At 64.9% G+C, this 17,610-nt stretch carries 15 protein-coding genes; 10 read left to right on the top strand and 5 right to left on the bottom strand.

Annotated elements, in window-relative coordinates:
• Positions 1-2 precede the first annotated feature (2 nt).
• From ACI2KK_RS22435 to ACI2KK_RS22420, 4 genes are read left to right on the top strand one after another with little or no spacing between them, the layout of a single operon-like run.
• A complete protein-coding gene (locus ACI2KK_RS22435; RefSeq protein ID WP_404670650.1) occupies positions 3-1,250 on the top strand; it encodes an NAD(P)/FAD-dependent oxidoreductase in 1,248 nt (415 codons plus the stop codon).
• Entirely contained in the window at positions 1,247-2,056 is an 810-nt protein-coding gene (locus tag ACI2KK_RS22430; protein WP_404670649.1) for a DUF1365 domain-containing protein, read from the top strand. Before ACI2KK_RS22435 ends, ACI2KK_RS22430 begins: the two co-directional genes overlap by 4 nt.
• Positions 2,031-3,284, top strand: coding sequence for a class I SAM-dependent methyltransferase (locus tag ACI2KK_RS22425; RefSeq protein WP_404670648.1), 1,254 nt, complete (start codon positions 2,031-2,033; stop codon positions 3,282-3,284). The genes ACI2KK_RS22430 and ACI2KK_RS22425 overlap by 26 nt, the downstream gene beginning before the upstream one ends.
• Entirely contained in the window at positions 3,281-3,769 is a 489-nt protein-coding gene (locus ACI2KK_RS22420) for a DUF2878 family protein (protein ID WP_404670647.1), read from the top strand. The genes ACI2KK_RS22425 and ACI2KK_RS22420 overlap by 4 nt, the downstream gene beginning before the upstream one ends.
• 384 nt (positions 3,770-4,153) lie before the next feature.
• Here ACI2KK_RS22420 and ACI2KK_RS22415 read toward each other — a convergent pair whose 3' ends face one another.
• Together ACI2KK_RS22415 and ACI2KK_RS22410 are read right to left on the bottom strand one after the other, a co-directional pair.
• Positions 4,154-4,762, bottom strand: a complete 609-nt coding sequence (locus tag ACI2KK_RS22415) for a dTMP kinase (protein ID WP_404670646.1) — start codon at positions 4,760-4,762, stop codon at positions 4,154-4,156.
• Between the two features lie 240 nt (positions 4,763-5,002).
• A complete protein-coding gene (locus tag ACI2KK_RS22410) occupies positions 5,003-5,755 on the bottom strand; it encodes an SDR family NAD(P)-dependent oxidoreductase (RefSeq protein ID WP_404670645.1) in 753 nt (250 codons plus the stop codon).
• Positions 5,756-5,859: 104 nt separating this feature from the next.
• On the opposite strand from ACI2KK_RS22410, the gene ACI2KK_RS22405 reads away from it, so the two are divergent.
• The 4 genes from ACI2KK_RS22405 to ACI2KK_RS22390 all read left to right on the top strand — a co-directional run bounded on the left by ACI2KK_RS22405 (position 5,860) and on the right by ACI2KK_RS22390 (position 11,627).
• Entirely contained in the window at positions 5,860-6,768 is a 909-nt protein-coding gene (locus ACI2KK_RS22405; protein ID WP_404670644.1) for a LysR family transcriptional regulator, read from the top strand.
• 347 nt (positions 6,769-7,115) lie between these two features.
• A complete protein-coding gene (locus ACI2KK_RS22400) occupies positions 7,116-9,650 on the top strand; it encodes an HWE histidine kinase domain-containing protein (RefSeq protein WP_404670643.1) in 2,535 nt (844 codons plus the stop codon).
• Between the two features lie 347 nt (positions 9,651-9,997).
• A complete protein-coding gene (locus ACI2KK_RS22395) occupies positions 9,998-10,582 on the top strand; it encodes a DUF4274 domain-containing protein (protein ID WP_404670642.1) in 585 nt (194 codons plus the stop codon).
• Positions 10,569-11,627 (top strand): hypothetical protein, encoded by a 1,059-nt coding sequence (locus tag ACI2KK_RS22390; protein ID WP_404670641.1) that lies wholly within the window; start codon positions 10,569-10,571, stop codon positions 11,625-11,627. Before ACI2KK_RS22395 ends, ACI2KK_RS22390 begins: the two co-directional genes overlap by 14 nt.
• Before the next feature lie 562 nt (positions 11,628-12,189).
• Here the strand turns inward: ACI2KK_RS22390 and ACI2KK_RS22385 are convergent.
• A complete protein-coding gene (locus tag ACI2KK_RS22385; protein WP_404670640.1) occupies positions 12,190-13,122 on the bottom strand; it encodes a LysR substrate-binding domain-containing protein in 933 nt (310 codons plus the stop codon).
• A gap of 138 nt (positions 13,123-13,260) precedes the next feature.
• Positions 13,261-13,770 (bottom strand): peroxiredoxin, encoded by a 510-nt coding sequence (locus ACI2KK_RS22380; protein WP_404670639.1) that lies wholly within the window; start codon positions 13,768-13,770, stop codon positions 13,261-13,263.
• 144 nt (positions 13,771-13,914) lie between these two features.
• Here ACI2KK_RS22380 and ACI2KK_RS22375 point away from each other — a divergent pair, with 144 nt between their 5' ends.
• Complete coding sequence (locus tag ACI2KK_RS22375) at positions 13,915-15,702, top strand: WG repeat-containing protein (RefSeq protein ID WP_404670638.1); 1,788 nt, start codon at positions 13,915-13,917, stop codon at positions 15,700-15,702.
• A gap of 103 nt (positions 15,703-15,805) precedes the next feature.
• On the opposite strand, the gene ACI2KK_RS22370 is transcribed toward ACI2KK_RS22375, so the two are convergent.
• Positions 15,806-16,435: a hypothetical protein gene (locus ACI2KK_RS22370; RefSeq protein ID WP_404670637.1), complete on the bottom strand. Its 630-nt coding sequence runs from the start codon at positions 16,433-16,435 to the stop codon at positions 15,806-15,808.
• A 533-nt stretch (positions 16,436-16,968) separates the two neighbouring features.
• On the opposite strand from ACI2KK_RS22370, the gene ACI2KK_RS22365 reads away from it, so the two are divergent.
• Positions 16,969-17,610, top strand: coding sequence for a hypothetical protein (locus tag ACI2KK_RS22365; RefSeq protein WP_404670636.1), 642 nt, complete (start codon positions 16,969-16,971; stop codon positions 17,608-17,610).

The following is a 17,610-nucleotide window of genomic DNA, read 5'->3' as shown; positions in this document are numbered from 1 at the left end:
CCATGCACATCGCCATTATCGGCAGCGGCATCGCCGGCCTAACCTGCGCCTACCTGCTGTCACGCCAGCACCGGGTGACGCTGTTCGAGGCCGAACCCTGGATTGGAGGGCATACCCATACCGTGGATGTCGACTGGCACGACGAGCGCTATGCCATCGATACCGGGTTCATCGTGTTCAACGACTGGACCTACCCCAACTTCATCCGCCTGCTCGAGCTGCTGGGGGTGGCCACGCAGCCGACCGAGATGAGTTTTTCCGTGCATGCCCCGGCTAGCGGGCTGGAATACAACGGCCATGACCTGAACACACTCTTTGCCCAGCGCCGCAACCTGCTGTCGCCCGGGTTCTGGGGGATGCTGCGGGATATCCTGCGGTTCAACCGCCAGGCGGTGGCAGACCTGGACGCCGGGCGCATCAAGGCCGGGACCACCCTGGGTGGCTACCTCACCGACAACGGCTACGGCCAGCGCTGCATCGAGCATTACATCGTGCCCATGGGGGCGGCGATCTGGTCGATGTCGCGCGCCGACATGCTGGCCTTCCCATTGCATTTTTTCGTCACGTTCTGCCGCAACCATGGGCTGCTGTCGGTTAACCAGCGCCCGCAATGGCGAGTGATCCAGGGCGGCTCGCGCAGCTATGTAGCGCCGCTGTGCCGGCCTTTCGAAAGTGGCATCCGCCTTGGCTGCAAGGTGCAACGGGTAAGCCGCGACGAAGCCGGTGTCACCTTGCTCAGCAGTGCCGGCAGCGAGCGTTTCGACAAGGTGGTGCTGGCCTGCCACAGCGACCAGGCCCTGGCCCTGCTGGAGGCCCCCAGCCCCCTGGAGCACGCGGTGCTGGGGGCGATTCACTACGCAGCCAACGACGTGGTACTGCACACCGACACCCGCCTGCTGCCACGCCGCCGGCGTGCCTGGGCCAGCTGGAACTACCGCCTGGGCGACCCCGAGCAGGCCCCCGCAGCGGTGACCTACAACATGAACATCCTCCAGGGCCTGCAAGCGCCAGCCACCTTCTGCGTCAGCCTGAACCAGACCGCCCTGGTGGACCCGGCGCAGATCCTCGCCCGCTTCAGCTATGCCCACCCGCAGTACAGCCAGGGCGCACTTGCCGCACAGGCCCGGCAAGAACAATTGCAAGGCCAGCGGCACAGCTACTTCTGCGGCGCCTACTGGGGCAACGGCTTCCACGAAGACGGGGTCAACAGCGCCCTGGCCGTGGCCCGGCACTTTGGCGAGCAACTGTGAACAGCGCCCTGTGCCTGGGCTGGGTCAGCCACCGGCGCCAAGTGCCGCGGGCCCATGCCTTCCGTTACCGGGTGGGCATGTTCTACCTGGACCTCGACGAACAGGCCGCCTGGCTGGGGCTGTCGCGCTGGCTCGGGCGTTGGCGCCTGGCGCCGCTGTGCTGGCGTGCAACCGACTACCTGCCAGCCCTGACCAGCCAAGGCATGCCTCTGGCCCAGGCAGCCCGTACCCTGGTCGGCCAGGCCTGCGGCCACACACCCAGCGGCCCTGTGCACCTGCTGACGCAACTGCGCTGCTGGGGGCTGTCGTTCAACCCGGTGAGTTTCTACTTTTGCCATGAAGCAGGCGGGCAACTGGCGGCGATTCTGCTGGAGGTGCGCAACACCCCGTGGCGCGAGCGCTTTCATTACGTGTTGCCGGTGCAGCAAAACCAGGCGGGGTCCTTCAAGGTGGCCAAGGCCTTCCATGTGTCGCCGTTCATGCCGCTGAACATGCACTACCACCTGCGCTTCAAGCTGGATGCCGCGCGGCTGCGCATCCACATGCAGAACTGGCAAGGCGCCGAGCAGGTGTTTGCCGCCGACCTGGCCCTGCAGCGCCAGCCGCTGAGTCGCAAGGCACTGCACCGCTACATCCTGGCCTTCCCGTGGATGAGCCTGCGCACCGTCACGGCCATCTACTGGCAGGCCCTGCGCCTGCTGCTCAAGCGTACCCCCGTCCATGACCATGCCAAGGCCCGGGGCAACCTGGCGCTCGGCCAACCCAGCGAGGACTCCGACCATGCCCAACAGCACCCTGAGCGTTAGCAAGCCCGCGGGCCTGACGCTTTGGCTAGGCACTCTGGCGCGCAATGCCGTGCTCGCCCAGTTGGGCAAGCTGCGCCACGGCCACCTGCGCCTGCTCAGCCACGGCCGGCAGTGGAGCTTCGGCGATGCCGAGAGCCCGTTGCAGGCTGAGGTGGAAGTACTCGACGACGCGGCCTGGGGCCTGCTGGCCGGCAATGGCTCGATCGGTGCCGGCGAGGGCTATATCCATGGTTACTGGCGCAGCCCGGACCTGGCCCGGGTGGCACGCCTGTTCGTCGCCAACCTTACGGTGCTCGACGCCCTCGAAGGCGGCCTGGCACGCCTGGGGCGCCCGGCCCTGCGCCTTCTGCACCGGCTCAACCGCAACAGCCGGCGCGGCGCCCGGCGCAACATTCTGGCCCACTACGACCTGGGCAATGCGCTGTTCGAGCAGTTGCTCGACCCCACCATGATGTATTCCGCCGCACGCTTCGAGTACCCGGGCCAACCCCTGGAGCAGGCGCAGTTGCACAAGCTCGAATGCATCTGCCAAAAGCTTGAGCTAAGCCCAGCCGACCACCTGCTGGAAATCGGCAGCGGCTGGGGCAGCCTGGCCATCCATGCTGCCACCCGCTATGGCTGCAAGGTCACCACCACTACGCTTTCGCAGGCGCAATACGCCTACACCTTGCAGCGGGTGCAGGCCCTGGGCCTTGAGCAGCAGGTGACGGTGCGTTGCGATGACTACCGCGACCTCACCGGCCGCTACGACAAGCTGGTGTCCATCGAAATGATCGAGGCCGTGGGCCACCGTTACCTGCCGGCCTACTTTCGCCAGTGCGCCGCGCTGCTCAAGCCCGACGGGCTGATGCTGCTGCAGGCGATCACCATCCGCGACCAGCGCTACCAGCAGGCGCGCCGTTCGGTGGACTTCATCCAGCGCTATATCTTCCCCGGCGGCGCGCTGCCGTCGCTGAGCGTGATGCTGCACACCGCCAGCCGCCAGTCGGCGCTCAACCTGGTGCATATGGAAGACTTCGGCGCCGACTACGCGCGCACCCTGCAGCACTGGTGCGACAACCTGCGCCAGGCGCGGGCTGCGCTGACCGGCATGGGCTACGACGAGACCTTCCAGCGTTTGTGGGAGTTCTACCTGTGCTATTGCCAGGGCGGTTTCGAGGAGCGCGCCATCGGCGTGGCCCAGTTGTTGTGGGCCGGGCCCGCTGCACGGCGCGCGCCGTTGCCGTGACCGGCCAGGCCCGCTGGAGGGTCTTCAACGCCCTGTGGTTGCAGGCCGGCTGGTGGTTGTGCGTGCTGGGGGCGCAGCGGCCCTGGCTGTTGCTGCTGGTGGCGTTGGGGCTGACCTTGCACCTGCGCCTGAGCCCCGCCGGTGAAGCCAAGGTGTTGTGCCGGGTGGCGCTGCTTGGCTGGCTGCTGGACAGCCTGCTGGCGGCGCTGGGGGTGTTCGCTTTCGACGCCTGGCCGTTGCCGCTTTGGCTGGCATTGTTATGGCTGGTGCTGGCCAGCGGCATGCGCCACAGCCTGGCCTGGGCCGGGCGGCCGTTATGGCTGGGGGCGCTGGCCGGCGCCGTGGGCGGGCCGCTGGCATACCTGGGGGGTGCGAGGCTAGCCGATGTTGCGTTGCCCCTGGGGCCGCTGGCGACCGCGCTGCTGTTGGCCGGGTTGTGGGCGTTGGTGTTGCCGCTGCTGGTGCGCATTGCGGCCCGGTGCTGAAGGGTTGTGCCGCCTGTGCCGGCCTCATCGCCGGCAAGCCGGCTCCTACAGGTACCGCACAGGCTTGAAGCCTTCGCGGTCCCTGTGGGAGCGGGTTTACCCGCGAAGCAGGCCACGCGGTGAGTGCCACCGCCCAGGCCTGAAGACTCCGCGGTCCCTGTGGGAGCGGGTTTACCCGCGAAGCAGGCCACGCGGTGGGTGACACCGCGCAGGCCTGAAGGCTCCGCGATCCCTGTGGGAGCGGGTTTACCCGCGAAGCAGGCCACGCGGTGGGTGACACCGCGCAAGCTTGAAGGCTCCGCGGTCCCTGTGGGAGCGGGCTTGCCCGCGATCACCGGCTTGGCCGGTGCCATATTCATCGCGGGGCAAGCCCGCTCCCACGTTCTACAACAGCTTCAGGATCTCTTCCGACACCTGCTGCGTCGCGGCTTCGACCGTGCCTTCGTTGCGGCAAAGCATCCAGCCTTGCTCCAGCGCCGCGCGTTCGAACGCTTCGCTACTCGCCACCTGCTCCTGCAGCGTGAACATCACCGTACTGCCCAGCCCGCGGGTGCGTGCTGCGGCCCTGGCCCAGGAGGTTTGCGGCGCGGTGACCACCCCAACCATCAGGTCCGGCACCTGCACCTTGCGTTCAAGGTTCAGTTGCAGAATGTCGGCAAAGGGTACAAGGCGGCGGAACGCCGCGTCGGAGGGGTACCAGCGGTCGATCAGGACAAGGCTGCCGGCGGGCTGGTCGGGCAGCACTTGCCGGGAAATCCAGGCACGGCTGTCAGCCAGGCGCTCGCACACCTGCAGCTCCAGTTGCGCACAGGGGTTACGCGCCAGCTGGTTGACCAGGGCCATGGTTTCAGCGCGGTACGGGTCGTTGTTGCGTTCGCTCAGGCGGATGACCTTGTGGCCTTTTGCGCGCAGTGCCTGGGTGACGGTTTCGAGCAAGGTGGTCTTGCCGGTGCCCTTGGGGCCGTCGAGGGAGATGAACAGCGGGCGGGTCATGGTTCAGGGTCTGTGCGGGAGGTGCTTCATGATGCACTGAATGCAGTTTGAGGTCTTGGTTTTGCAGGAGGAGCACATTTGTACTCCTTTCGTTATTTGTGTATGCCTTGAGGCTGCCGGGGCTGCTTTGCAGCCCTTTCGCGGCACAAGGCCGCTCCTACAGGGGAATGCGGCCTTCTGTAGGAGCGGCCTGGTGCCGCGAAAGGGGCGCAAGGCGCCCCCGGCATTCTCGAAAACCACTCAGATCTGCGCCTGGCCGCCATCGACGAACAACTCGGCGCCATTGACGAAGCTTGCATCATCACTGGCCAGGAACACCGCCGCATTGGCGATTTCCACCGGCTCCCCTACCCGCCCCAGCGGCACCTGGGCTGCCAGGTAGTCCAGCAGGCCTTGCTGCTGCGCGGCATCGGGGCCGGCCAGGTCTACCAGGCCGGGTGTGCGGGTGGCACCGGGGCTCAGGGTGTTCACCCGTACGCCGCGGTCTTTCAGGTCGAGGATCCAGCTGCGGGCAAAGGCCCGCACAGCGGCCTTGGACGCCGAGTACACGCTGAACGCCGCGGTACCCGAGCTGCCGGCGGTGGAGCCGGTGAGGATGATCGAGGCATTCTTCGCCAGCAGCGGCAGCGCCTTCTGCACAGTGAACAGCACGCCCTTCACGTTGCGGTCAAAGGTGTCGTCGTAGTGCGCCTCGGTGATCTCGCCCAGGGGCAGCATCGAGCCACCGCCGGCATTGGCGAACAGCACGTCAAGGTGGCCGTGGGTTTGCTGGATACGGGCGTACAGCGCGTCCAGTTGCTCAAGGCGAGTGGAGTCGACTGCCACGCCGGTGGCGTTGCCTACCAGCTGCACCGCCTTGTCCAGCTCGGCCTGGCGGCGGCCGGTGATGTACACGTGGGCGCCTTCTTCGGCGAAACGCTTGGCAGTGGCCAGGCCGATGCCGGTGGTGCCGCCGGTAACCAGTGCGATCTTGCCTTCGAGTTTCTTGCTCATGGTGTTTCTCCCGTTTGGGGTAGCGATTGGGTGTGGGAGAAGCGTATCGACCTTGGCTTGTTTTCAAAATAGAATCATTTGAAACCCATCGTTGCAGATTTAAAATGTCAAAAATTCCCGATTTCGAAGGCCTGGCCATGTTCGCCAAAGTGGCCGAAGAAGGCTCCTACGCCGCCGCCTCGCGGGCCATGGGGGTCTCGGTGCCCACGGTCTCCCGCGCGGTGGCACGCCTGGAGGAGCGCCTCGGTGGACGCCTGTTCAACCGCACCTCGCGCCAGCTGTCGCTGACCGAGTTCGGCCAGCGCATGGTCGAGCAGGCCAGCGCGCTGTATCGCCAGGCCGAAGAGATGGAGAGCGAGGCCCAGGAATTGTCGGTGCAGCCACGCGGGCTGGTGCGCCTGGCAGTGCCGATGTCGTTCGGCCTGCGCTGGGTGGCGCCGCTGTTGCCTGAGCTGCTGGCACGCTACCCCGGGCTGGAGCTGGACCTGCACCTGTCGGACTCGACGGTGGACCTGGTGGCCGATGGCTTCGACGCGGCGCTGCGCATCGCTGCCCTGCCCGACTCCTCGCTGGTGGCGCGGCGCATCTGTTCGGTGACCCAGTACCTGGTGGCGGCGCCTTCCTACCTTGAGCGCCAAGGCCACCCCGAGCACCCGCGTGAGCTGGCCAGCCACATCTGCATGAGTTACGCCTACCGGGCGCGCAGCCAGGTGTGGCGCTTTACCCATGGCGATGGCGGCGAGTACGACGTGACCCCGCGCGGGCCGTTGCGGGTGACCAACTCGGATGCTCTGGTGGCGCCGTTGCTGGCCGGGGTGGCAATTGCCGAGCTGCCGGAGTTCATCGCCGCCGAATACCTGGCCGATGGGCGCCTGCAGCGGGTGTTGCCGGACTGGGGCATGACCCAGGGCGGTTTGTATTTCGTCACCCCGTCGGCACGGGCCAGGCCGAGGAAGGTGCAGGCGTTGGCGGATTTTTTTGTCGAATGCCTGTCGGCGCCGGGGTGGCGGTGAGGCCGGACTCGATGGATTGATGCGGTACCTGTGGGAGCAGCTGTCTTGTGCTGCCTGAACCGGCCTCATCGCCGGCAAGCCGGCTCCTACAGGTACAGCGCTTGATTCTGGCATCGCGCAATCTTGTGGGAAGCGGCCTTGTGTCGCGATGGGCTGCAGAGCAGCCCCGGCATTTTTGAAAGGAACAAAGATCCCGGGGCCGCTACGCGACCCAATCGCGACACAAGGCCGCTTCCCACAGGGAACGAAGATGCCTCGCACAAATCTGGCCTGCACATTCCCACGTTTGCCCAACCAATGCTGTACTGTACCTGAGCCATCACCCCGCCCCCCTCCAGCAGGCCTCCATGACCAACACCCCCCAAGTCAACCTGACCAACTGCGACCGCGAACCGATCCAGATCCCGGGCAGTATCCAACCCCACGGCTGCCTGTTGGCCTGCGATGCGTCGGCGGTCACGGTGTTGCGTCATTCGGCGAACGCGGCCGACATGCTCGGGGTACAGGGCGAGATCAACGGCCAGAAGCTGCACGCCCTGCTCGGCGCCGAGGTGGCCCATACCCTGCGCAATGCCTTGGCGCGTACCCGCGAAGCCGCCCGGCCAGCGCTGACCTTTGGCGTGCACTTGCCCAACGGCCGCGCCTTCGACATCAGCGCCCATCTGTTCAAGGGCACGGCCATCCTGGAATTCGAACCGGCCGGCGCCAGCATCGCCGAACCCATCGAGCTGGCCCGCACGCTGATCGCCCAGCTGCGCGAAGTCGACCAGACCACCAAGCTGTTCCGCGATGCCGCACGCTTCGTGCGGGCGGTGCTGGGCTACGACCGGGTGATGATCTACCAGCTGGGCGCGGACGGTGCCGGCAAGGTGGTGGCCGAGGCCAAGCGCGGCGACCTGGAAAGCTTCCTCGGCCAGTACTTCCCGGCTTCGGATATCCCCCAGCAGGCCCGCGCCCTGTACCTGCGCAACCCGATCCGCATCATCTCCGACGCCAAGTTCAAGACCGTGCCGATCGAGCCCGTGCGCGACCCGTCCGGTGAACCGCTGGACCTCTCCTACGCCCACCTGCGCAGCGTCTCGCCGATCCACTGCGAATACCTCACCAACATGGGCGTGGGCGCCTCGATGTCGATTTCGGTGATCGTCAACGGCGAGCTGTGGGGGCTGATCGCCTGCCACCACTACGCGCCACGCACCCTGGCCATGGGCCAGCGGGTGGCGGCAGAAATGTTCGGCGAGTTCTTCTCGCTGCACATCCAGACCCTGCGCACCCGGCAAAACCTCGAAGCCGCGGTGAAGGTGCACAAGGCCCTGGACGCCCTGCTGCGCGACGCCAACCATGCCCAGGACATCGAGGCGTTCTTCCATTCGCGCCTGGCGCAGTTCCAGTCGCTGATCCCCTGCGACGGTATCGGCATGTCGCTGCAGGGGCGCTGGTCGTCGGCCGGGCTGACCCCGCCCAAGGCGGCCATCCCTGACCTGCTGGGCCTGGCTGAAGGGGTCTGCGAAGGCCGCACCTGGGCCTCCAATCGCCTGTCCATGGCCCACCCGGCGGCCCAGGAGTATTTCGCCGAGGTGTCCGGGGTGCTGGTCATCCCCATGTCGCAGCAACCCCGCGACTACCTGATGCTGTTTCGCAAGGAAGTGGTCGAAACCCTGGACTGGGCGGGCGATCCGAACAAGACCTACGGCAGCGGCGCGTTGGGCGACCGCCTGACGCCGCGCAAGAGCTTCGCCATCTGGAAGGAGACCGTGCACCAGCAGTCGCTGCCCTGGAGCGAGCAGGACCGCCAGTTCGGCGAGGCCATCCGCACCGCCATCGTCGAGGTGGCGCTGCACAACAGCGAACTGCTGGCCAACGAGCGTTCCAAGGCCGAGGTGCGCCAGCGCATCCTCAACGAAGAGCTCAACCACCGGGTGAAGAACATCCTGTCGCTGATCGGCGCGCTGGTGGCCCACCCCACCACGGAAAGCCAGACCCTCAAGGACTACGTGGCCACGCTCAAGGGCCGCATCCACGCGCTGTCCCTGGCCCACGACCAAGTGGTGCGCGGCGACGGCGGCGGGCGCCTGGCCGTACTGCTGGAGGCCGAGCTGTCGCCCTACCGCACCTCGGCCGAGGCCATCGAGCTGTGCGGGCCCAACGTGATCCTCGACGCCCGTGCGTTTTCGGTGATGGCCCTGGTGCTGCATGAGCTTGCGACCAACGCCGCCAAATACGGCGCACTGTCCCAGGCCGGCGGCAAGTTGAGCGTGAGCTGGGCGCTGGATGCCGGCAATGCCTGCGACATCACCTGGCGCGAGAGCGGCGGCCCGACGGTGCGCGCGCCGAGTCGCAGCGGCTTTGGCACCGTGCTGATCGACCGCAGCATCCCGTTCGATCTGGGCGGCACCAGCAGCGTGCAGTACCTGCCCGAAGGGCTGCAGGGCTTTTTCAGAATCCCGGCCCGGCACCTGACGGTGATCGAGGCCACCGAAGCCGCCCGCCCGGTGGCAGCGCTGGCGCCTGTCGCCAGCGTGTTCGCCGCGCGCAGCGACACCTGCGTGCTGATTCTCGAGGACCAACTGGTGATTGCCGTGGGCCTGGAGCAGATTCTCAACGATGCGCAGATCAAGGACGTGATCACCGCCAGCTCCGAAGACGAAGCGCTGCGCCTGCTGGGTAGCCGCACGCCGCATGCCGCCATCCTGGACATCAACCTGGGCACCGGCACCTCGATCTGTGTAGCCGATGAGCTGGTGCGCCGGGGCATCCCGTTCTTGTTCGCCACTGGGTATGGCGACAGCGTGAGCATCCCTGGGCATTTGCAGCAGGTGCCGGTGATTCGCAAGCCCTACGATGCCGGGGCCATTCTGCAGAGTTTGCAAGGGTTGCTGTGAACAGCCTGTGCCGGCCCCTGTAGGAGCCGGCTTGCCGGCGATGAGGCCCTGGCAGGCCTATCAACCCTCTCGATAGTCACCATCGCCAACCATCGTTTCCGCCCACCCGGCAGCTCCAGCATGCTTAAGCCACACAAGCCACCGCCGGAGCCGCCAACATGGCCACTGCATTCAAACAAGGCGCCTACACCGCCATCCTCGGCTACATCCTGTTCATCGTCGCCATCACCGCCGCCAACGCCCAGGGCCTGGTGGCCTGAGCCAGGCAACGCATAGCGCCCTTGATATTGCCGGCCAACTGGGCTATCAACCCCGGCTTTGCCACCCTCTATCAAGGACGACACCCCATGCCCCACCTGCTAACCCGCGAGCAATTCCTGCGTGCCAGCGAATGCGCCGAACTCAACGGCATCGCCGACCGCGCCACCCTGCTGGGCATGCTCGAAGACGCCGACATGCGCGACACCCTCACCTACTGGAGCGAGCAGTTCTACAAGGCACCAGAAGACCTGGTATGCGTGGCCGACCTGCAAAGCAAGGAAGAGCTCCACTACCTGGCCGCCCACCTGAACTGGGACGACGGCCTGCTGGCGCCGCGGGCCATCCTTGCCCACCCGCTGTGTGACGCCGGTACTGCGCTGCTGCTGTACTGGTACGGCCAGGGCTGGTGGCAAGCCGGCGCCGAGTCCGACGCAACCGCCTTCTACGCAGGCCTTGTGCAGCGCTTCGCCGAGGGCGGTTTCAGCAGCTACAGCATCGCCTTCGACCCGTTCGCCGATAACTTCGTCCCGGACCTGGCCACCCTCCGCGAGCGCGGCCTGCAACTGCCCGGCGTGCTGTTTGCCACCTACGCAGGCCAAACAGTCGATACCGAAGAGGATGCCTACCTGGCCTACATCGATGAATGGAAGGCCGCCCATGGCGAGCAGTGAGGCGGGTGTGGTGCGTGGCGCACTGGCAGCGCTGGCCCTGATGATCGGCGCAGGTCATGCCAGCGCCGAGCCCTTCGGCCTGCCAGGGGTGTGGAAAGGCACGCTCGGCAAAAGTGCGATCACGGTCTGCTTCAACAAAGAGCCTGACTACTACGCCAGCTACTACTACCAGCGCTACCGCACACCGATTCGCCTGAGCCGGGAAACAGCCAGCCAGACATGGGTCGAGAACGGTAACACCGGGTTCTGGAGCCTGGACGAGGTACACACCGATACCTTGACAGGCACTTGGCGCAAGGCCTCGGGCGCGCCCCCTCTGCCGGTGGTGCTGACACGCTCGAGCCTCGAAGGGTGTGACGGCGATGACTACAACCTGCCCGTCGAGGCTGCGCTGCCGCCGGCCAAGGTGGAGCGGGTCACCCTCGACGGTCATGGCTACCGGGTCAAGACCCAAGCCGCCCAGGTGCTGGCCCTCGAGCTCGAGGGCAATGGCGCGGCCATCGCCAGGATCAACCGGGAGCTGGCACGCCTGGCGGCAGGCGAGCAAAACACAGAGACCATCAACCAGGAACGGCGCCGGTTCATGGTCCAGTATGGTCAAGCCGAAAGCAGTGAGGTCATCATTGAGCCTGTGTACCGGTCATCCCGCTGGCTCACCGTGCGTTTCTACCGCTGGCCTGCCGGCTACGGCGCCAACAGCATCAGCTGGGGCTTTCATAGCTGGGACTTGCAAACCGGTGAAAGCGTCGACCCCTGGGCCTGGCTTGATACGCACTTTGGCTGGTACGACAGCTTTACCGGCGGCGTCAAGCTGCCAAAGCCTTTTGCCGATTGGCTACGCACCCAGGTCCCTGCGGACGGGGACTGCCCTGACGTGGCAGGTTACGAAACCTACGATCTGACCTTCGACACCCAAGGTATGCGTTTGGCCAACCAGGCCAGGGGCGATGGTTGTGAGGTGGACGCGGCCTTCAGTTGGCAACAGCTGGAGCCGTTTCTGTCGCCACAAGGGCGCCAGGCCCTGGGTAGCCTGCAGGAGCCTTGAGCAAAGGGCAGGTTTTTCAGGGCAGTTCGCCGGCCCAGGGTTTGCCGCAATCCTGTGGGAGCGGGTTTACCCGCGAAGCAGGCGACGCGGCGCATGGCACCGGCTGCGCCGGTGTTCGCGGCTAAAGCCGCTCCTACAGGTACAGCGCCTGATTCAGGCCCTGCGCAATCCTGTGGGAGCGGGCTTGCCCGCGAAGCAGACGACGCGATGCATGGCACCGGCTGCGCCGGTGTTCGCGGCTAAAGCCGCTCCTACAGGTACAGCGCCTGATTCAGGCCCTGCGCAATCCTGTGGGAGCGGGCTTGCCCGCGAAGCAGACGACGCGATGCATGGCACCGGCTGCGCCGGTGTTCGCGGCTAAAGCCGCTCCTACAGGTACAGCGCCTGATTCAGGTCCTGCGCAATCCTGTGGGAGCGGGTTTACCCGCGAAGCAGGCGACGCGGTGTATGGCACCGGCTGAGCCGGTGATCGCAGGCAAGCCTGCTCCTACAGGTACAGCGCAAGCACTGGATTCGGCGCGAGCCTGTAGGAGCCGGCTTGCCGGCGATTGCGTCGGGCCTGCTATTGAGCCCCTTCGCCAGCAAGCCGGCTACCGGCGGCCATGTGCTGCTCCAGCCGCCCCCGCAGCCAACGTTCGGCAGGGTCATTGTCGGTGGTGCTCAACCACACCATGGCCAGCTCCAGCGGCAACGTCTCGAACGGCAGCGGCTCGGCACGCAGGTTGCTCCAGCGCTCCATGGCATGGGCTGCGTAGTCCGGGCAGCAGGCCAGCAGGTCGGAGTCGGCGAGCAACGCCGGCAGCGAGCTGAAATGCGGCACCGACAGCATCACGCTGCGCGAGCGGTCGATCTCCTTTAACCAGTCATCGACGATGCCGTGGGTGTTGGCCGTCGGCGACACCTGCACATGCGGGCGCTGGCAAAACTCGTCCAGGGTCAGCGGCGTATCCGCCTTGTCGGCCCGCAATACCCGTGCCTGCAGGGTACGCAGCACCTTGCGCTTGGCATTGGCCGGCAGGCCGCGGGTCTGGCTGATACCCACCGTTACCTCGCCCGAGGCCAGCAGGTCGGGGATGCGCCAGTAGTCCACATGCTGCACCACCACGACCACATGCGGCGCCTCCTCACGCAGGGCACGCAGCAACGGCGGCAACAAGCCAGATTCGACATCGTCGGACAAGCCGATGCGAAAGGTCATGTTGCTGGTTGGCGGGTCGAAGTCGTGGGTCAGGCTCAGGGCGGTGGACAGCGCATCCAGCGCCGGGGTGAGGTGCTTGATCACCTCTGCCGCCCGGGCCGACGGCTCCATGCGGTTGCCCACGCGGATCAGCAGCGGGTCGTTGAACATCACCCGCAACCTGGCCAGCGCGGCGCTGATAGTGGGTTGGGCGACGAACAGCTTTTCTGCGGCGCGGGTCAGGTTGCGCTCTTGCATCAGTGCCTCGAACACCACCATCAGGTTGATGTCGGCCTTGCGCAGTTCGATTCGGTTCATCCGGCCTCTTTTGCAGCAAATGGATGGGGTGGCGCGAACCCTGTAGGAGCCGGCTTGCCGGCGATGAGGCCGGGCCTGCAACCTGTGTTGAAGCTTATGGCCCTATCGCCGGCAAGCCGGCTCCTACAGGGGGTATCGTCAGGCCTGCGCTTGCAACACCGCCAGCAGGCTCTGCGCATCGCTGGCCTCAAGCTTGCCCGGCGCATCCACAGCAACATGCCGCACCACACCGTCGTCCACCAGCAGCGCATAACGCTGCGAACGCCGGCCCATGCCGCGGGCCGAGGAATCCTGAGCCAGGCCCAGGGCATCGGTGAAGGCGCAGTTGCCATCGGAGATCATCTGCACCAGCCCTTGGGTGGGGAAGGTCTTGCCCCAGGCGTCCATGACGAAGGCATCGTTCACGGCCACGCAGAGAATCTCGTCGGCGCCGGCATCGAACAGCTCACGGGCTTGAGCGATGTAACCCGGCACATGGCGCTCCGAGCAGGTCGGCGTGAAGGCGCCAGGCAACGCAAAGATCACCACCTTGCGGCCCTTGCAGCGTTCGCTGACGGAAAACCCCTGCGGGCCGACCGGGCAACCGCCCTCCCCGCTGCTGTACTGGTAAAGCGTCACCTCGGGCAGGTGTTCGCCGACTTTGATCATGCTGCTCTCCAGGGTTGTGCCGTACATACTGGCCGCCGCAGGTTTAGCGCGAACAGGGCATTTACGCAACGTCCGCCTCGCAAGCGCGATGGCAATACGCTACCGTACCGCCTCTTTTGAGCAAGCCTTCACAAGGACGTCACCATGGGCAACCGTGCCTGGCTTTACCTGCAATCGGAGCAGGATGGCGATGCGCCGTCGCGCGAAATCGCCAGTTCCAACAATACCCTGCCAACCCTGTGGCAGATTCTGCTGGCCAGCAGTGAGATCACCCCGTCCGACACGACCCAGCGGGTGTTCGGCGATGCCGGCACCGATGGTTTGCGGGCCCCCGCTCGCGCCGCCCATGAACGCCTGTTCCAGGTAGCGGCATTTCTGATTGGCCGCGAAACCGACAAGGGCTTGCAGTACTGCCTGCAACTCGAAGGCGCGGCGCTTTGGCTGGAGCGGCTGCTCGACGAGGACTACGAAGGCTGCGAATGCTGGTTCAACGCCAACCTCGACGAACTGTGCTGGCTGGACGACAGCGACCCCGCCGGGTTTGCCGCTGCGGTGCGCCAGGAATGCAACGAACGCTGGCTGGCGTTGCGTGAGCGCATGGCCGCAGGCGATGTGCCGGGTGTGTTGAAGCTGCTGAATGTCAGCGATCTGCAGGATGCAAGCGATTGGGCCTGGCGCTTCGGCCTGGGCGGCCTCGACCACCCGTACTTTGCCGAGGCCGAGGAGCCGATCGAGGTGTGCTTCGATGAATACGAAGCCGAAACGGCCATCGATGACGCCTACCTCGGTGGCGGCCTGTATCGCTTTGAGGTGCAGGGCCTGTGGGGTATCCGTGCCGGGCGCGATGAGCGTGCGGCGCGGGTCACAGCGCCGCGTTATCAGGCGATCTGGCCGTTCGATGCAGGCGTGGCGGCGGTGTTGCTTGACGACAAGGTCGGGCTGATCGACCGCGCAGGCAATCAGGTTCTGGCTTGCGAGCTGGACGCTGTCTGTGATTTTGCCCAGGGCCTGGCGGCCGCGCAGGTGGGTGAGCTGTTCGGCTTCATCGACCCCAGTGGCAAATGGGTGATAACACCGCGCTTCGTCGATACCGGCGACTTCTCGCCAGCCAACCAAGCAGCGGCCCGCGAGGGCGATCACTGGGGGGTAATCGACCGGCAAGGCAACTGGGTGGTGGCGCCCACCTGGTATGACATCGACTGGAACGAGGGGCTGCATGCCTGGATTCCCAAACGCAACGGCCTGCGCGGCCTGATCAACACCCAGGGGCACCTGGTGGTCGATCCGCAATACGAGGCGTTGGAGGTGTTCGTCACTGAAGTCGACGCCACTGAACAGTGGGCCGACGGCAGCCTGCGCATGGTCGTTGGCGACTACGAGCAAAGCGGCATGCTCGACTGCAGCGGCAAGCTGCTGGTGCCGGTGGCCTATACCAGCATCGGCTACCTGTCGTGGTTGCCTTCGCGAGGCATAAGCGATGAAGACCTGGCACCGGCCGGGGAAGCAAACCGCTATGTCCAGGTTTCGAAGTGCGTCGAGTACAAGGGCGGCTGGGAGCAATGGTTCAAAAATGTCTATGACACCCGCGAAGGCCGTGAAGTACTGCCACTGGTGCATGAGGTGGTCGCCCTGAAATGGGGCACAGGCTACGGCTGGTTTTGCACAATAGCGCCCGATGAGCCCGGCGTTCATGCAAGCGAGGGGCTGCACACCGGCATCGCCAACAGCGACGGCAGCTGGCTGCATGAACCGATCTATGGCTGGGTCGTCAAGAAGGGTTTGAAGAGCTGGGAGAGGGACATGCTCGTCGAGCACTGGAACCGCAATGCCCCGGTAGCGGCCCAGCGCGCGGATGACGGGGCGCTGGTACTGCTGCATGGCGATGGCCGGGTGGAGCCTGCGCCGCTGCTGGCCGGTACGTTCGAGGCTTGACCGGCCGGCCCTGTCGCCGGCAAGCCGGCTGCCGCAGCGAACGCGTTACCGATGACGGCGCGGTCCACTGCAGCAGCCAGCTTGCGGGCGACGGGGCCTTCAATCAGCGCGCGTGAATCCCCGCCAGTGCCCATTGTGGCTGCATCATGCCTGGCAGCATCGGCTCAGCCTTGTTGCGCTGGCGCGCCCACTGGGTCAGCGCCACCATCGAGGCAAAGCCCAGCACGATCAACACCGGGTAGGCCATCAGCAGTTCGCTCAGCGAGTACTTCCAGGCCAGCGGCCGGCCGACACCAAGCATGGCGGCATACAGCCAGGACACACCGGAGAACGCACCGGCAAACAGGGCGAACAGGCGCATGCCGATGTTCAGGTCAAGCAACGAGCCGACTTTCTGCATTGCCGGCAATACATGCCGGTGCAACAACAGGCCATTGAAGGTCAGTAACAATACAATCAGCACTTTGGCCTGAAGTTTCGGGTTGGCAAAATACTGCATGCCCTTTTCAACATAATCGATACCGATCACCGCAGCCCCGGTCAGCCACAGGAAGATCAGCGCATTGCCCACCGATTTCTGCAAGCCGGCAAGGTGGTTGGCATCATGGCCGGCAGTACCACGGCCCTTGAACAAGGCCTTGACCATTGCCACGTCGCTGGCAAAGACCAAACCGATGGCCACGCAACAGGCCAGTAAATGAACATACACAACTGACAAACGTACCAGTTCCATGGATTCTTTTTGCCCGAACAGGCTAATAATTGTATTGAACTCCACGTCTACATCCTCACTTCATACCGTCTCGATTAACTTGCCGCAGGCAGGCGAATGCCTTGATCGCACTGTAATGATCAAACCTGCATGTACACGCTCAAATTATCGGTGGTTCTGTAATTTCGCAGCTCGCCAGGCGAGTGCTGATCGAAGGGGTGTTGCTGCTCCAGATCACTCAGTTAAAAAAAAACCCATGGGCATGATGAAATGCGCATGGGGGCGGGTGTTCAGCGTCCTTCGTCTTGCTGGGTGCACTGCGCGGTGCCGATCACTCGCGCCTGCTGGATCATGAGAGCGCTAACTATTGGGAATGTTCATTTTTTGAGCAGAACCCACGACGAATGGTAGCCAATCCAATACTTTAGTAGGGTTGACCATTTGATCAGCTATGAATGGGCAGGCTGAGCCAGAGCGGTTAGAAGTTGCTCACGGCAACTTTGGATCCGGTACACTGCCGGCCCTCCCGAACATGGACATCGGCAGCATACTCAATGGAACTGCACTACAGCATCACCCCGGCCCATACCGAAATCCGCGTGGCGATAAAACTCGCCAAGGAAATGGCCTGGGAGGACCGAATGTACGAGAGCGTGCGGCGCTGGCAACACAGGCAACTCAGGCATACAGCGGCCTTCCAGCTCCTGGCCCTGCCTTTGGCTGCAACGGCGGTGTACTTCTTCATGCCTTATGTTGGTAAGCCCGAAAAGGTGATCGCCATCGTGATCGCCACGCTGCTGTTCATTCCGTACTGGTGGCGCTTTTGTCGTCGTCGCCCCCCGCCTGCCCTGGCAAAGGCTAAACCCATGCGATTTCGCCGGATCCACGAACGCCTTGCCGAAAGCGCCATACGGCGAATGCTGGTGTTGCACGAGGGCCGCTATCGCCTGACATTCGACGATCAGGGGTTCACCCTCACGCCCCCTCCCAAGGTCAGGGCGGGTGGGCTGCGCTGGGATGAAATCACCCACATACGTGAATGCGCTGACTTCTACGCCATCAGCTCTGCCGCGCTCGAGCGCAAGAAACTTGCCTACAGCATCCCGCGCCACTCTGACTTGATGCCGGCGGAACAATACCAGCAAGGCCTTGCGACTTTTCTGAGCAAATGCCCGGTAAAGCCTGAAGTAAACTGA

This window comes from Pseudomonas sp. NPDC089406 (assembly GCF_044900265.1).
Taxonomy (GTDB): Bacteria; Pseudomonadota; Gammaproteobacteria; order Pseudomonadales; family Pseudomonadaceae; genus Aquipseudomonas; species Aquipseudomonas fakonensis.
The sequence above is the reverse complement of the archived record's forward strand: the minus strand, read 5'-3'. Positions and strand labels throughout refer to the sequence as shown.

Bases quoted from the DNA above. Each gene is read 5' to 3' on its own strand.
- ACI2KK_RS22435 (WP_404670650.1), top strand. From the start codon at position 3: ATGCACATCGCCATTATCGGCAGCGGCATCGCCGGCCTAACCTGCGCC.
- ACI2KK_RS22425 (WP_404670648.1), top strand. From the start codon at position 2,031: ATGCCCAACAGCACCCTGAGCGTTAGCAAGCCCGCGGGCCTGACGCTT.
- ACI2KK_RS22415 (WP_404670646.1), bottom strand. From the start codon at position 4,762: ATGACCCGCCCGCTGTTCATCTCCCTCGACGGCCCCAAGGGCACCGGC.
- ACI2KK_RS22410 (WP_404670645.1), bottom strand. From the start codon at position 5,755: ATGAGCAAGAAACTCGAAGGCAAGATCGCACTGGTTACCGGCGGCACC.
- ACI2KK_RS22405 (WP_404670644.1), top strand. From the start codon at position 5,860: ATGTCAAAAATTCCCGATTTCGAAGGCCTGGCCATGTTCGCCAAAGTG.
- ACI2KK_RS22400 (WP_404670643.1), top strand. From the start codon at position 7,116: ATGACCAACACCCCCCAAGTCAACCTGACCAACTGCGACCGCGAACCG.
- ACI2KK_RS22395 (WP_404670642.1), top strand. From the start codon at position 9,998: ATGCCCCACCTGCTAACCCGCGAGCAATTCCTGCGTGCCAGCGAATGC.
- ACI2KK_RS22390 (WP_404670641.1), top strand. From the start codon at position 10,569: ATGGCGAGCAGTGAGGCGGGTGTGGTGCGTGGCGCACTGGCAGCGCTG.
- ACI2KK_RS22385 (WP_404670640.1), bottom strand. From the start codon at position 13,122: ATGAACCGAATCGAACTGCGCAAGGCCGACATCAACCTGATGGTGGTG.
- ACI2KK_RS22380 (WP_404670639.1), bottom strand. From the start codon at position 13,770: ATGATCAAAGTCGGCGAACACCTGCCCGAGGTGACGCTTTACCAGTAC.
- ACI2KK_RS22375 (WP_404670638.1), top strand. From the start codon at position 13,915: ATGGGCAACCGTGCCTGGCTTTACCTGCAATCGGAGCAGGATGGCGAT.
- ACI2KK_RS22370 (WP_404670637.1), bottom strand. From the start codon at position 16,435: ATGGAACTGGTACGTTTGTCAGTTGTGTATGTTCATTTACTGGCCTGT.
- ACI2KK_RS22365 (WP_404670636.1), top strand. From the start codon at position 16,969: ATGGAACTGCACTACAGCATCACCCCGGCCCATACCGAAATCCGCGTG.